This window comes from Mycobacterium sp. ACS4054, assembly GCF_001667275.1.
Taxonomy (GTDB): domain Bacteria; phylum Actinomycetota; class Actinomycetes; order Mycobacteriales; family Mycobacteriaceae; genus Mycobacterium.
The window spans coordinates 43,909-57,992 of the sequence record NZ_LZHV01000065.1 but is presented as its reverse complement, the minus strand read 5'-3'; the positions used below and the strand labels follow the sequence as shown (position 1 = coordinate 57,992).

13 protein-coding genes are annotated in these 14,084 nt (G+C 71.1%); 6 read left to right on the top strand and 7 right to left on the bottom strand.

Annotated features, from left to right (window positions below; genetic code table 11):
- The first annotated feature begins 50 nt into the window (after positions 1–50).
- Both A5730_RS21585 and A5730_RS21580 read left to right on the top strand, forming a co-directional pair.
- Positions 51–1,586: a CHASE3 domain-containing protein gene (locus A5730_RS21585; protein WP_369829909.1), complete on the top strand. Its 1,536-nt coding sequence runs from the start codon at positions 51–53 to the stop codon at positions 1,584–1,586.
- Positions 1,583–2,023: a response regulator gene (locus A5730_RS21580; protein WP_067905084.1), complete on the top strand. Its 441-nt coding sequence runs from the start codon at positions 1,583–1,585 to the stop codon at positions 2,021–2,023. Before A5730_RS21585 ends, A5730_RS21580 begins: the two co-directional genes overlap by 4 nt.
- Before the next feature lie 4 nt (positions 2,024–2,027).
- On the opposite strand, the gene A5730_RS21575 is transcribed toward A5730_RS21580, so the two are convergent.
- Complete coding sequence (locus tag A5730_RS21575; RefSeq protein ID WP_067905081.1) at positions 2,028–3,221, bottom strand: CoA transferase; 1,194 nt, start codon at positions 3,219–3,221, stop codon at positions 2,028–2,030.
- Positions 3,222–3,393: 172 nt separating this feature from the next.
- Between A5730_RS21575 and A5730_RS21570 the strand changes: the two genes are divergently transcribed.
- On the top strand, positions 3,394–4,173 hold the full coding sequence (locus A5730_RS21570; RefSeq protein ID WP_067905078.1) for an alpha/beta fold hydrolase: 780 nt from the start codon (positions 3,394–3,396) through the stop codon (positions 4,171–4,173).
- Between the two features lie 9 nt (positions 4,174–4,182).
- Here A5730_RS21570 and ctpC read toward each other — a convergent pair whose 3' ends face one another.
- From ctpC to A5730_RS21550, 4 genes are all read right to left on the bottom strand, one after another.
- Positions 4,183–6,360: a manganese-exporting P-type ATPase CtpC gene (gene ctpC, locus A5730_RS21565; RefSeq protein ID WP_067905075.1), complete on the bottom strand. Its 2,178-nt coding sequence runs from the start codon at positions 6,358–6,360 to the stop codon at positions 4,183–4,185.
- Positions 6,361–6,372: 12 nt separating this feature from the next.
- On the bottom strand, positions 6,373–6,654 hold the full coding sequence (locus A5730_RS21560) for a DUF1490 family protein (RefSeq protein WP_067905072.1): 282 nt from the start codon (positions 6,652–6,654) through the stop codon (positions 6,373–6,375).
- An 89-nt stretch (positions 6,655–6,743) separates the two neighbouring features.
- Positions 6,744–7,463, bottom strand: a complete 720-nt coding sequence (locus A5730_RS21555; RefSeq protein WP_197506310.1) for a TIGR03089 family protein — start codon at positions 7,461–7,463, stop codon at positions 6,744–6,746.
- On the bottom strand, positions 7,451–8,923 hold the full coding sequence (locus A5730_RS21550; RefSeq protein WP_067905069.1) for an LCP family protein: 1,473 nt from the start codon (positions 8,921–8,923) through the stop codon (positions 7,451–7,453). Before A5730_RS21550 ends, A5730_RS21555 begins: the two co-directional genes overlap by 13 nt.
- Positions 8,924–9,022: 99 nt before the next feature.
- Here A5730_RS21550 and rfbD point away from each other — a divergent pair, with 99 nt between their 5' ends.
- Genes rfbD through A5730_RS21535 form a run of 3 tightly spaced genes read left to right on the top strand, consistent with a single transcriptional unit; the run spans position 9,023 to position 11,880 of the window.
- A complete protein-coding gene (gene rfbD, locus A5730_RS21545; RefSeq protein WP_067905066.1) occupies positions 9,023–9,907 on the top strand; it encodes a dTDP-4-dehydrorhamnose reductase in 885 nt (294 codons plus the stop codon).
- Positions 9,900–10,808 (top strand): glycosyltransferase family 2 protein, encoded by a 909-nt coding sequence (locus A5730_RS21540; RefSeq protein WP_055399121.1) that lies wholly within the window; start codon positions 9,900–9,902, stop codon positions 10,806–10,808. Before rfbD ends, A5730_RS21540 begins: the two co-directional genes overlap by 8 nt.
- Positions 10,801–11,880 carry a sugar phosphate nucleotidyltransferase gene (locus A5730_RS21535; protein ID WP_067905063.1) on the top strand — a complete coding sequence of 360 codons (1,080 nt, stop codon included), beginning with the start codon at positions 10,801–10,803 and terminating at the stop codon, positions 11,878–11,880. Before A5730_RS21540 ends, A5730_RS21535 begins: the two co-directional genes overlap by 8 nt.
- 87 nt (positions 11,881–11,967) lie before the next feature.
- Here A5730_RS21535 and A5730_RS21530 read toward each other — a convergent pair whose 3' ends face one another.
- Together A5730_RS21530 and A5730_RS21525 are read right to left on the bottom strand one after the other, a co-directional pair.
- On the bottom strand, positions 11,968–12,504 hold the full coding sequence (locus A5730_RS21530; RefSeq protein ID WP_067905060.1) for an NUDIX hydrolase: 537 nt from the start codon (positions 12,502–12,504) through the stop codon (positions 11,968–11,970).
- Entirely contained in the window at positions 12,501–14,084 is a 1,584-nt protein-coding gene (locus A5730_RS21525) for a class I SAM-dependent methyltransferase (protein WP_067905056.1), read from the bottom strand. Before A5730_RS21525 ends, A5730_RS21530 begins: the two co-directional genes overlap by 4 nt.

Genomic DNA, 14,084 nt, shown 5'->3' with positions numbered 1-14,084 from the left:
GTCTCTCGGAGCTCACCGTGCGCGGGTGGCAGGCCGTCGTGCTGATCAGCATGGGCGTGATGGTGCTGGCCGGCGCGGTCGTCGGCGCGCTGCTGCTGAACCGCACCGACGACATGACGCACCAGCTCGTCGACAACATCCAGCCGGCGCGGGTGGCGGCCTTCGAGCTGCAGGCCGCGTTGCGCGACCAGGAGACGGGCATCCGTGGCTATCTGATCGCCGGGGATCGGCAGTTTCTGACCCCGTACTACGACGGCCAGCACGCCGAACAGGCTGCGGCGGAAGAGATCCGGCGACGGCTGGGTCAGCGGCCCGACCTGATCGGCGACCTGGACGCGATCGAGAACGCCGCGGGCAATTGGCGCGCGAGCTATGCCGAACCGGTGATCGCCGACGTGATCCCCAACGGCAAGAACGTCACGAACAAACCGTCCGCGGAGCGCGGCAAGGCCCAATTCGACCATCTGCGAACGCTTTTCGACAGGCAGAACGCCAACCTGTCCGCGGCGCGGGCGGCCGCGGCCGGCGACCTCAAACGCACCGACGCGTGGCGCGACCGGGCGCTCTTCGCGATGGTGCTGTTGTTCTTCGTCACCGCCGCCCTGCTGGGATTCTTGATCCGGGACACCGTCGCCCGGCCGCTCGCGGCGCTGGCCGCGGCGTGCCGACGGATCACCAACGGCAACTTCGAGGAGAACATCGCGCCGCCCAAGCGGCCCAAGGACGTTCGCGACATGGCGCTTGACGTGGAGAACATGCGCAAGCGGATGGTCGAGGAACTGGACGTATCGCGTGCGGCCCAGGTGCAGTTGGATGAGCAGGCCGCCGAATTGCGAAGATCCAACACCGAACTCGAGCAATTCGCCTACGTCGCGTCGCACGACCTGCAGGAGCCGCTGCGCAAGGTCGCCTCGTTCTGCCAGCTGCTGGAGCGCCGCTACGGCGACCAGCTCGACGAGCGCGGCCACGAATACATCGGCTTCGCGGTCGACGGCGCCAAACGGATGCAGGCGCTGATCAACGATCTGCTCACCTTCTCGCGCGTGGGCCGGCTGGGCACCACGGAAGCCGACGTGGAACTCGACACGACGCTGGACTCCGGCATCGCCAATCTGGCCACCGCGATCGAGGAGTCGGACGCCGAAATCGTGCGCCCGGAGCGGCTCCCCCAGATCAAGGGCGACCCGATGCTGCTGACCATGTTGTGGCAGAACCTCATTGGCAACGCGGTGAAGTTCCGGCACAAGGATCGCCGGCCGCGCGTCGTCATCGAATGCGAAGCCGGCATTGGCAGTCGCGACGGCGAATGGGTGATCAGCGTGTCGGACAACGGCATCGGCATCCCCGAGGAATTCGCCGACAAGGTCTTCGTCATCTTCCAGCGCCTGCACGGCCGCGACGTGTACGCCGGGACCGGCGTCGGGCTCGCGCTGGTCAAGAAGATCGTCGAGCACCATGGCGGCACGATCCGGATCGACACCACCCGCACCGACGGCACCCGGTTCGAGTTCACCCTCCCCATGCCCGCAGCCGAAACCCCCACGGACGCCGAACGCCCAGCCGCTTTGGAAGGAGCGCACGAATGACATCCGACGGTAGAGCCATCGACATCCTGCTCGTCGAAGACGACCCGGGAGACGAGCTCATCACGCGAGAAGCGTTCGAGCACAACAAGCTCAAGAACCGGCTGCACGTCGCGCACGACGGCGAGGAGGGCCTCGACTACCTCTATCGGCGCGGTGAGTTCGAGGACGCGCCGCGGCCCGACCTCATCCTGCTTGACCTCAACCTGCCCAAGTACGACGGCCGCCAGCTGCTGGAGAAGATCAAGTCGGACCCGGACCTGGCCCGCATCCCGGTGGTGGTGCTCACCACCTCCTCGGCCGAGGAGGACATCCTGCGCAGCTACAAGTTGCACGCCAACGCCTACGTGACCAAACCCGTTGACCTGGACCAATTCATGAAGGCGGTCCGGCAGATCGACGAGTTCTTCGTTCAGGTGGTGCGCCTGCCCAGCCTGTGACGGCTTACGGCGCCGCCTGCGGCGCGGTGAGGAACTCGTCGTTGTGCTGCCCCGGCGCGGGCGGGGGGTCGGTGGCCACCGCGTCGAAGCTCGAATAGCGCGCGGGCATGCGGACCACCGTGATCGCGTCGTCGCCGCTGCCCACCCGCAACGCCAGCTCGTTCTCGGCGAACAGCGGGGTGTCGACCACCTGCTTCCAGGTGTACGCCAGGCAGGCCATCAGGCCGCCTTCCTGAAGCAGCGCCACCCATTCCGCCGCGGTCTTGGCCGCCAGCGCGGACTCGAGCTCGTCGGTCAGTTCGGGGTAATTCATTGCGCGCGAACGCTGGTCGATGAACCGCTCGTCGGTCAGCAGATCGGGCCGGCCGATGAGGTCGCACAGCTTCGCCCAGTGCTTGGGCACGTACGCGCTGATCACGAGGTAGCCGTCGGCGGCCTTGAACGCGTCGGACGGTTGGGTGGCGAAGCCAACTCCCTTGCGCTTCTTGGCTTTTGGCGCCGCGTCCGGCCTGGGCGCCGCGCTGGGCTTGTTCAAATGGATGGTGAGCTGGCTGGCCTGCAGGTTCACCGCGACGTCGTACATGGCGACACGCACCACGTCGGCCACCCCGTGGCGTTCGCGATTGAGCAGGGCGGCCAGCACCGCCTGGGCCAGCACGTGACCGCTGGCTGCGTCGACGAGCTGGAACGGGATGATCTGCGGCTTGCCGGTCGGCGTCGGCATGCCGGTGGACATGCCCGACTCCGAGGCGACCATCAGGTCGACGCCGGGCCTGCTGCCGTGCGGGCCGTTGCCGCCATAGGCCGACAGGCGCGCGTAGATCAGCCGGGGGTTACGGGCCCGCAAGTCGTCGGGTCCCAGGCCCATGCGCTCCATCACGCCGGGGCGAAACCCCTCCAGCACGACGTCGGCGGTGTCGACCAGTCGCAGGATCTGCTGCTTGGCCTCGTCGTCGGTGAGGTCGACCGCCACCGATTTCTTGCCCCGGTTGTGGGGCAGAAACAGGGTGGGCAGCGGCGGGCGCCCGGGCAGGACCGCGGTGATCTGCCGGGCCGCCTCGCCCAGAGGCGCCTCGACCTTGATCACCTCGGCGCCCAGGTCGGCCAGCACCTGCCCGGCCAGCGGCCCGGCGATGTTCTGCGTGAAGTCGAGTACCCGGAATCCGTCAAGTGGCTTGGCGGGGGTGCTGTTTGCCATGGGTGGCCTTCCGTGCCGTGGTGCGCTGCAAAGGTAACCCGTGTCGGCCGACAGCCGATTCAGGGGTGTCCGAACTGTGCGCCCACCGCGCCGCTCGAGGCTGCTGCCCTCTACGGGCTAGGCAGAATAACGACGGGGTGGCATGTCGAAGGCAGCGGTGTCAGACTTCCTCATGGCTTCCGACAGGCCGGCGCTGGTGTTGCTCCACGGCCTGACCGCTTCGGGCTTGGCATGGCAGGATGTCATCCCCCAGCTTTCGAGCTATCACCAGGTATATGCCCCGACTGCCCCGGGCCACCGGGGCGGACCCGCGGTGCAGCGACGGCCCGTGACCGTCGACGACATGGTGGACTGGGCGGAGCATTACCTCGACGAGCAGGGCCTGCAGCGCCCGCATCTCGCCGGCCATTCGATGGGCGGCTTCCTGGCGATCGAACTGGCCCGCCGCGGGCGGGCGGCCACGGTGTGCGCGTTCGCGCCCGGCGGCTTTTGGGCGACCGGTGACGGGTTGCGGGCGAAATCGATGGCGCACGTCCACGGAGGCAGGGGGGCGTTGCGCATGGCCCGACCGATCATGCCGCTGATGTTGAAGTCGGCGAGGGCCCGTCGGCTGGTGTTCCAGACCGGCGCGTGTCACGGCGACCGGATCAGCGCACGCCGGGGAGTCGAGATCCTCGACGACTTCCTGGGATGCACGGTTGCGGACGAGGTCGGCTCGTCCGACGACCAGCAGATCGCACCGCTGGATTCACTGCCGTGCCCGGTGACGGTGGTGTGGTCAGAGAAGGACGTCGCCATCCCCGTCGCCTGGTACGAGGCCAACGCCCGCGAGCGTCTTCCGGGCGCGACGTTCCTGACTCTGCCCGACGCCGGGCATGATCCGATGATGGACGATCCGGAGTTAGTTGCGCGGACCATTCTCAGCGTGACGGCCGCACAATCACCCGCGTAATCGCCCGGATCAATCCAGCCGATACCGGATCAACCGGGAACTGTTGGCCACAACCGCGACCGACGAGGCGTTGTGCAGGATGGCGGCCAGCACGGGGGACAGCGCGCCGCCCGCGCCGATGATCAGCCCGGCGGCGTTGACGGCGATCGACATGCCGTAGTTCTCCCGGATGACGTCCACCGCGCGGGCGCCCAAGTCCCGCACGTCGAGCAGCCCATGCAGGTCGTCGTTGGCCAGCGCCACGTCGGCGGTCTCCACGGCGACGTCGGTTCCGGCCAGGCCCATGGCGATCCCGATGTCGGCGGCCGCCAGGGCCGGGGCGTCGTTGATGCCGTCGCCGACCATGCCGACCACGTGGCCGTCGTTCTGCAGCGCGCGCACCACCTCGAGCTTGTCCTCGGGCATCACCTCGGCGCGCCACTCGTCGATCCCCAGCTCCTCGGCGACCACCTGGGCGATGTCGGGATGGTCGCCGGTGAGCATCAAGATCCGGCGAATTCCGCTGTCCCGCAAGCGCTTCAGCACCTCGACCGCCTCGGGCCGCACCTCGTCGCGCAGGCTGATCAACCCCACCAGCTTGCCGTCGACGGCGAGCAACAGCGGGGTCTCGGCCTGCCGGCGCAGCTTGTCCACCCACTCCGACGCCTTCTTCGACACCCGCACCTTCTCGGCGCGCAACAGCCCGGGGCTGCCCAGCAGCAGGGTGCGGCCGTCGGCCCACGTGCGCATGCCCAGGCCCACCAGCACCTCGCACTCCTCGTGCGGCGGGATGGTGATGTGCCGCTCCTCGGTCGAGCGGATCACCGCCTCGGCCAGCGGATGGCGGGAGTGGATCTCCGAGCTGGCCGCGTAGGCCAGCACCCCCTCGGGCTCCCAATCCTTGTGCAGCGCAATAATGTTGGTGACCACCGGGCGGCCGACGGTGAGCGTGCCGGTCTTGTCGAACACGATGGCGTCCACGCGGCCGGCCTGTTCGAGGTGGGATCCGCCCTTGATCAGGATGCCGCGGCGCGCGCCGTTGCCGATCGCGGCGCTGATCGCCGTCGGCGTGGACAGACCCACCGCGCAGGGGCACGCGATCAGCAGCATCGTCATCGCGCGGCGCACGTCCCCGGTGACCGCTAGGGTCAGGGCCGAGACGACGAACGAGGTGGGAACGAAACGGCGGGAGAAGTTTTCGCCGACGGTCTGGATGGGCGCCCGGTCGTGTTGGGCCTCCTCCACCCGGGTGATGATGCGCCCGATTGCGGTCTGGTTGCCGACGGCCTGGGCGCGCACCACCAGCCGGCCGCGCACCACGACCGACCCGGCGTGCACGTGCGCGCCGACCATCACCGAAACCGGCAGGTTCTCGCCGGTGATCGCGGACTGGTTCACGATCGCGTCGCCGTCGACCACCTCGCCGTCGACCGGTATCGCGACGTGGTCGTGGATGATCACCTCGTCGCCGATCTGCACGCTGTCGATGGGGACCTGCACCTCCTGGCCGTCGGCCAGCCGGATCCACGCCGTGTCCTGGCTGCCGCGCAGCAGCTCCGAGATGGCCCGCCGGGTGCGGCGCAGGGTGAGGTCCTGCAGGTACTCGCCGATGTTGAGCAGCCACAGCACGGTCAGGGCCACCACGTTCTCCCGCAAGACCAGGCTCGCCACCGTCGCCGCCGACACCAGGGCGTCGGTGCCGGCGCGCCCCGAGCGCAGCGAGCGCAGGGCGCCGCGCAGGAACGGGTAGCCGGTGAAGATCGTGACCCCGGTGGCCAGCACCCGGCCGTTCGGGCCCAGCAGCGGCGGCCGGGCGAACACGTAGCGCCGCACGCCGAGCAGGGCCAGCGCCGCGCCGCCGACGACCATCCGCAACACATCGGTGTTGCGGATCTCCGACGAGTGCGGCTCGCGCGCCGGGATCAGTTCGGCGGCGACGTGGGCGGCGGAGCCGATCGCGGCCAGCACCGCGGCGCGGTCGCAGCGCCGCGGCGAATACCAGACGACGACGGAACCGGTGCGCGGGTAGGCGTGCACCACGCGCACGCCGTCCTGCGCGGCGACCCCCTCCTCGACGGCCACCGCGCGGCGCGAATCGTCCCGCAGCCATTCAACGGAGACCCGCATACGTCCGGCGGCGTCCGAAATGACCCGCAGCGCAGCGTCATTCGTGGCGATGTCGGGCACCACGGCCAGGTGGGCGGGCATGTCCGCGAAAGATCAGTGGTCGTGCTGGTGGACGTCCGCGACGGCCGGGGTTGGCGCCTCCTCGCCGATGCGTTCGCGGGCTTCGGCCATCACGTCGGCGAGCTTCAGCCGCGCCGACTCGGCGGCCTCCTCGGCCTTGCGGGTTCCACGCAGGCCCAGCTCCGCCGCCGACACCGCGGTCTCGTGCAGCGGTGCCTTGGCCACGGCCTTGCGCACCACCTCGTAGGCCGTCACGCCGACGAGGCCGGTGACCACCGTCGATGCCGCCTTCGCCAAGAGCGCGTACCCCGCCATTTGCCCGGACCTCCGTGTCGTCGCCGCGTCAGCTAATGCTCGCTCGACGTTAACATTGAAATATAGCGATATCAATATGAATCGGCCGGCTACAGCGTCTTGGTGACCTTCTCCGTCTCGATCCGGCGCGCCAGCGCCGACGCGTCGGGGTTGGCCACCTGTACCAGCGACCCGCCGGCGGCCAGGATGGCCAGCAGGCCGTCCACCAGGTCGTCGGGTTGCGACCACGCGGCGGTGGACAGGACACGGTCGGCGGCCGCCAATTCCCTTGCGGCGGCCGATCTTTGGCACGCGGCCAGGACCTCGTCGACCGACCGCCCGTCGAGCGCGGGCCCGGGCCGGCCCTCGGGAACGATCTGGTCGCCGTGCACCCGCACGGCCGTGGCGTAGTCCGTGACGCCGATCGGCAGGTCGCCGGCGGGGCGCCCGAACGGATCCAGCGACAGCACCGCCACCTCGGCGGCGCCCAGCCCGTCCGCCTCGTCCAGCCGGTCGGCGGTGCACAGCGCGACGTCCGCCGGGCCGTGCGCCCCGAGCACCGCCTCGGCGCCGATCCACCACACGCCGAACAGCACGGCCGCGGTCTGCCAGTGCGCCGGAAGCAGGATCGCGACCCGGCTGCCCGGCCCGGCGCCCAGTTCGTCGCGCAACAGGTTGCCGGTCTTGGCGGCCCAGTTGGCCAGCGTCACCGCCGACAACTCGATGCGCTCGCCGGTCGCGTCGTCGTAGTAGGTGATGCGCGGGCCCACCGGGTCGGCCCGCAGCATCGGGTCGAGGATCGCGGCGGAGAGCGTGCTCAGTTGATGCACTCGGGCTTGTCGGAACCGGCCGTCAGGATCGGCGAGGGCGCCGGGACGTTCGGGTCGGCCGCCACCGAGCCGACGTTGGACACCTTGGCGGGCATCACCGTGCCGGTGCCGGAAAGCCCCGAGCCCGGGCCGCTGTAGTCGTTGCCCAGCACCACCCGCACCGAGCCCGGCGCCAGCGACGGATCCGCGACCACCGGCAACCCGCCCAGCTCCTTGGCCACCTCCTGGGCGCCCAGGTCGTCTGACTTGGCGGCGCGCACCTGGCTGCCCTTGACGTGGCCGCCGTCGTTGTTGCCGACCGTGCCCGCGCCAAATCCCTTGGCGGTCAACACCTGTGAGACCGCCGACGCCAGGCCGTTGATATCGGTGTCGTTCACCACGCTGGCGGTGGTCTTGGCCGGGGTGTACGCGATCTCCTCGGTCTTGCCCTGCTCCTGCTCGTGCAGCAGCCCGCTGACCCAGTCGGCGACCTGGTGCGGGTCCACCCGCACCACGCTTTGCATGCCGTCGTCGCTCCAGCCGGCGCCGTCGAGCACCGGGATGGTGGCGAACGCGACGTTGCCGCCGGCCAGCTTCTGCATCTGCTGGACGAAGTCCATCACGTCCCAGCCCGACGAGATCACCACCGAGCGCTGCACGGCGGCCTCCAGCCGCTTCAGCGTGCTGGGGCTGGACAGCGTCTTGCCGGAGATGACGCGGTGGGCCAGCGAGGCCATCACCACCTGCTGACGCACCACGCGGTCCAGGTCGCCGCGCGGCAGCTCGTGGCGCTGCCGGACGAAGCTGAGCGCCTCCGGGCCGTCGAGCCGTTGCTGGCCGGCCGGGAAGTCGGCGCCCGAAAGGGGTTCGAACACCGGCTCTTTGAGGCAGACGTCGACGCCGCCCAGCGCGTCGGTGATCAGGGAGAAGCCGAGCAGGCCGATCTCGGCGTAGTGGTCGACGGTGACGCCGGTGAGGTCGGCGACGGTCTTGATCAGCGCCTCGCGCCCGGCCTCGGTGCCCTGTGCCGCGGCGTCCGCGGCCGAGTCGCCGGCCTTGACCAGGCTGGTGCGCTTGGCCTCGCGGGCCTGGCCGTAGACGCCGTTGATCTTCGTCTTGCCCAGGCCCGGCGCGGCGACGTAGGAGTCGCGGGGGATCGAGATGGCGGTGGCCGACTTCCCGTTGTTGGGGATGCGGATCAGGATGATCGTGTCGGTGTTGGTCGCTTCCTCGTCGCCGACCCGCAGCGAGGCCAACTCCTCGGCGGACAGCGGGTTGCCGTGGGCGTCGGTGCGGCTGTCGAGGCCCACCAGCAGGATGTCGATCGCGCCGTCGTCGCCGCCCTTGCCCAGCGAGGGTGCGGACATGTGGAAGATGCCGTCCTCGAACGAGCGGACGTTGCTCCACGCCAGCCCGGTGCCGAGAACGACGACGAGCGTGAGCGCAGTGGCTATCACACGAACCACACGTTGCACAGGCATCCCACTAGATTACTTGCGGCACACGTGCTTCGTGGGTAGCGAAGCCCCGCGCGCCCCGGGCGTTCGCCCGCGCTTTCCCTGGCATGCCAGACTCAAACCATGTCGAGCAGGATTGTGATCGCCGGCGCCGGTGGGCAGCTGGGCGCCCATTTGCGCTCGCTGGCGGCCGATCAGGGGCGGGACGTGCTGGCGCTGACGTCGTCGGAGTGGGACATCACCGACCCGGCCGCCGCCGAGCGGATCATCGAGCGCGGCGACGTGGTGATCAACTGCGCGGCGTACACCGACGTGGACGGCGCCGAGAGCGACGAGGCCGGCGCCTACGCCGTCAACGCCGAGGGCCCCGAGCACATGGCCAAGGCTTGCGCCGGCGCCGACGCCCGGTTGATCCACGTCTCCACCGACTACGTGTTCAACGGCGACTTCGGCGGCGCGCAGCCGCGCCCCTACGAGCCCGACGACCCGACCGACCCGCGGGGCGTGTACGCCCGCAGCAAGCTCGCCGGCGAGCGGGCCGTGCTGGCGGCGCTGCCCGAGGCGGTCGTGGTGCGCACCGCATGGGTCTACACCGGCGGCACCGGCAAGGACTTCGTCGCCGTGATGCGCCGGCTGGCCGCGGGCGACGGCCCGGTGCGGGTGGTCGCCGACCAGGTGGGGTCACCGACCTACGTGGGCGACCTGGCCGGCGCGCTGCTGCAGGTCATCGACGACAACGTGCCCGGGCCCATCCTGCACGCCGCCAACGAGGGCGCGGTGTCCCGCTTCGAACAGGCGCGCGCGGTGTTCGCCGAATGCGGCGCCGACCCGGAGCGGGTGCAGCCGGTCAGCACCGCGGAGTTCCCCAGGCCCGCGCCGCGCCCGCCCTACACCGCGCTGTCCGGCCGGCAGTCCGCCGCGGCCGGGCTGCGACCGTTAAGGCCCTGGCGCCCTGCGCTTGTCGCGGCGCTGGCGGCCGCTCGACCGTTACCCTCTACGCGTGACTGACGTTCTGCCGGTCGTGACGGTGACCTACTCACCGGGCCCACACCTCGAGCGCTTCCTGGCCTCGCTGTCGCTGGCCACCGAGCGGCCGGTGTGCGTGCTGATGGCCGACAACGGCTCCACCGACGGCACCCCGCAGGCCGCCGTCGAGCGGTACCCGAACGTGCGGCTGTTCCACACCGGGGCCAACCTCGGCTACGGCACCGCGGTGAACCGCGCGGTCGCGCAGCTCGCCGAGTCGGCGGACGTCGACGCCGACTGGGTGATCGTGGCCAACCCGGACGTGCAGTGGGGGCCGGGCAGCATCGACGCCCTGCTGGACGCCGCCGCCCGCTGGCCGCGGGCCGGCGCGCTGGGCCCGCTGATCCGCGATCCCGACGGCTCGGTGTACCCGTCGGCGCGCCACCTGCCCAGCCTGGTCCGCGGCGGCATGCACGCGGTTGTCGGTCCGTTCTGGAAGCGCAACCCGTGGACGGCGGCCTACCGCCAGGAACGGCAGGAACCCAGCGAGCGGGTGGTGGGCTGGCTGTCGGGCTCGTGCCTGCTGGTGCGCCGGTCCGCCTTCGGCCAGGTCGGCGGGTTCGACGAGCGCTACTTCATGTATATGGAGGACGTCGACCTGGGTGACCGGCTCGGCAGGGCCGGCTGGCTGAGCGTCTACGTGCCGTCGGCCGAGGTGCTGCACCACAAGGGCCACTCCACCGGGCACGACCCGGCCAGCCACCTGGCGGCGCACCACCAGAGCACCTACCTGTTCCTGGCGGACCGGCATTCGGGCTGGTGGCGGGCGCCGCTGCGGTGGACGCTGCGGGCCTCGCTGGCGCTGCGCTCCCGCCTGATGGTGCGCGGCGCCCTGCGGGATCGGAGACGCAAACTGGCGGAAGGGCGGCGCTCACATGGCTAACCCCCAGGTCGATGCCGTGGTTCTGGTCGGCGGCAAGGGCACCCGGCTGCGGCCGCTGACGCTGTCGGCGCCCAAGCCCATGCTGCCCACGGCCGGGCTGCCGTTTCTGACCCACCTGCTGTCGAGGATCGCCGCGGCGGGCATCGAGCACGTCATCCTGAGCACCTCGTACCAGGCCGCGGTGTTCGAGGCCGAGTTCGGCGACGGGTCCAAGCTGGGCCTGCAGATCGAATACGTCACCGAGGAGCGGCCGCTGGGCACCGGCGGCGGCATCGCCAACGTCGCCGGACACCTGCGGCACGACACCGTGATGGTGTTCAACGGCGACGTCCTCGCCGGGTCGGACCTCGGCCAGATGATCGAGTTCCACCGGGCCCAGCAGGCCGACGTCACGTTGCACCTGGTGCGGGTGGGCGACCCGCGGGCCTTCGGCTGCGTCACCACCGACGAGGACGGCCGGGTCACCGCCTTCCTGGAGAAGACGCAGGACCCGCCGACCGACCAGATCAACGCCGGCACCTACGTGTTCGCCCGCGACATCATCGACCGGATCCCCCGGGGCCGGGAGGTGTCGGTCGAACGCGAGGTGTTCCCGGCCCTGCTCGCCGATCCGGACGTCAAGGTGTGCGGCTACGTCGACGCCAGCTACTGGCGCGACATGGGCACGCCGGAGGACTTCGTCCGGGGCTCGGCCGACCTGGTCCGGGGAATCGTCTCGTCGCCGGCCCTGCACGGCCACCGCGGCGAGCAGCTGGTGCACGACGGCGCCGCGGTGTCACCGGGCGCGGTGCTGGTGGGCGGCACCGTCGTCGGGCGGGGCGCCGAGATCGGCCCCGGCGTCCGGCTGGACGGGGCGGTGATCTTCGACGGCGTCAAGGTCGAGGCCGGCAGCGTGATCGAGCGCTCGATCATCGGCTTCGGCGCGCGCATCGGGCCGCGGGCGCTGATCCGCGACGGCGTGATCGGCGACGGCGCCGACATCGGGGCGCGCTGCGAGCTGCTGCGCGGCGCCCGGGTGTGGCCCGGCGTCTCGATTCCCGACGGCGGGATCCGCTACTCGTCCGACGTCTAGCCGCGGGACCCCCTGCGCGAGCGTGCGGCTAGCCGCACACTCGCCGCCGCGCGTGCGGCTAGCCCCACACTCGGCGGCTATAGGCGGCTAACGGCGTCGCGCCTGCCCCACCAAAAACGCCAGCGCATGGTCGGTGCCCTCGGGCAGCGCGTCGGCGGGCCACCACCGCAAATCGTCGGACTCGTCGCTGATCGCGATCCGCGCGCCGGCCGGCGCGTGCGCCACGAACTGCAGCTCCAGGTGCCGGGTGGGCACGCCCAGCGAGCAGGTGACCGGGTGCACGTGGATGGCGGCCAGCTCGGGCTCGATGCGCAGACCGGTGACGCCGGACTCCTCGGTGGCCTCCCGCAGCGCGGCGGCGACGATGTCGCCGTCCTCGTCGTCGCAGTGGCCGCCCAGCTGCACCCAGCGGCCCACCCGCGGATGCAGGGTCAGCAGCACCCGGTCGCCGGTGTGGTCGACCACCAGCGCCGAGGCGGTGACGTGCCCCGGCACGCACTCGCGCAGGCAGGCGTCCGGTCGGGCGAGCACGAAGGCCAGCACCGCGTGCCGCAACGAATCCTGCGCCGCGTCGGGCGCCCGCCAGTCGGTCAGCATCGCGATCGCCGACTCCCGCACGCTCACCGGGAACCCCGCCGTTTCCGGCGATCCCGCAGCGACGCCCAGGCCGCGCGGCAGTCCGCCACCGCCTCGGGCCGCAGCCCCAGCCCGTCGACAAGCACGCGGCGGTCGACGACGACCACCGCGATCCCGATCTCGTTGGCCTTCAACAGCACATCGACGTCGCCGGCGAGGCCCTGGCCGGCGAGCGCCGGTGGGGGAATGGGCAGCTGCTCGGCTTCGCGGGGTTCGAGCTCCAGGATGCCCCCGCCGTAGCTGCGGCCGATGATCTCGGCGAAGGCGAACGTCACGCTGTTGTGGAAGACGGCGGCCAGCGCGGTCGCGTCTTCGAAATCGGAGCCCGCGGTCAGCCGCAGCCGGTGCACGGTGTCGGTGCTCGTCGCGGCGGCGGCGTTGACGGTCAGGCGCGGCGCCAGGTGGATCTGGCGCAGCATGAACAGGTCCGGGACCCACAGCGACGGCGTGGTCCACCACGGCTTGCGGATCGAGCACTTGTAGCCGCCGTCCACCCCGGCGGCCTCGCCGTTGTGGATGTGTGCGATCAGGGCGGCGTCGACCGGGTCGGGTGGCGCGTTGAGCAGCCAGCCGCGGCGGCCGGTGGCGACATCGCTTGCGCGGCAGTCGGTGTCGTAGACCAGTCCGGACAGCTGCGCGCTGCGCGACACGAGCGGGACGCAGTGGGGGAGCAGCCCGAGTTCGCGGGCCTGGGCGTCGGTGAAGGTGAAGAAGCTGTTGCGGCCCGTCACGATGCCCACGTCCACCGCGGCGACCGACCCGAGCCGGGTCAGGGCCGGCGATCGCTTGAGCGTGCGCAGCAGCCGGATCGCGGCCGGGTCCAGGAAGTACTTGGTCCACTTCTCGTTTTCGTGCAACAGCGCGGGAGCCGACTCGACGTCCAGGTCCGTGTCCGCGAGCGCGTCGGCGCCGGCGAGGTGGACCGTGCGGATGCGGGCCGGCCCGGCGCCGGCGACCCCGCAGAACAGCACGACCTCCTGCAGGATGCCGTCGAAGACCAGGCGCTCGAACGTGATTAGCGTGATGTCGGCGAAGCGGCTCAGCAGGAACTCGCGCAGCTGCGCGGCGTAAGAGACCTGGAGCAACTCGGCGGGCAGCACCAGCCCCACCCGGCCGCCCTCGCGCACCAGGATCGAGCTCGCCACCACGAAGGGGACCCACGCGTTGGTCAGCCGGGTCGGCCGCAAACCCGCGCGCCTCATCAGTTCCAGCGCGGGGTCGCGGTGCTCGGGCGCCCAGTTGCCGAACCGGATGTAGGGCGGATTCCCCGCGACCCCGTCCCAGCCGCCGGGCTCGGCCGCGGGGAGCCAGGCGAACAGGTTCGCGGCGTCGACGGGGGCGAATCGGCGCGCCTTGGCCGCCTCTTCGGGCACCAGCTCGACGCCGCGCACCCCGCCGCCGAGGGCGGCCAGCTCGCGCAGGATCGCGCCGTCGCCGCAGGAGGGTTCCACGATGCGCGGGCCGGCCTCGCCGACCCAGCGGGCCAGAAACCGGGCCACCGGCGCGGGCGTGTAGTAGCCGCCGCGGACCTTGTCGGCGGACGCCGCCGGCTTGCCCGCGAATCTCAT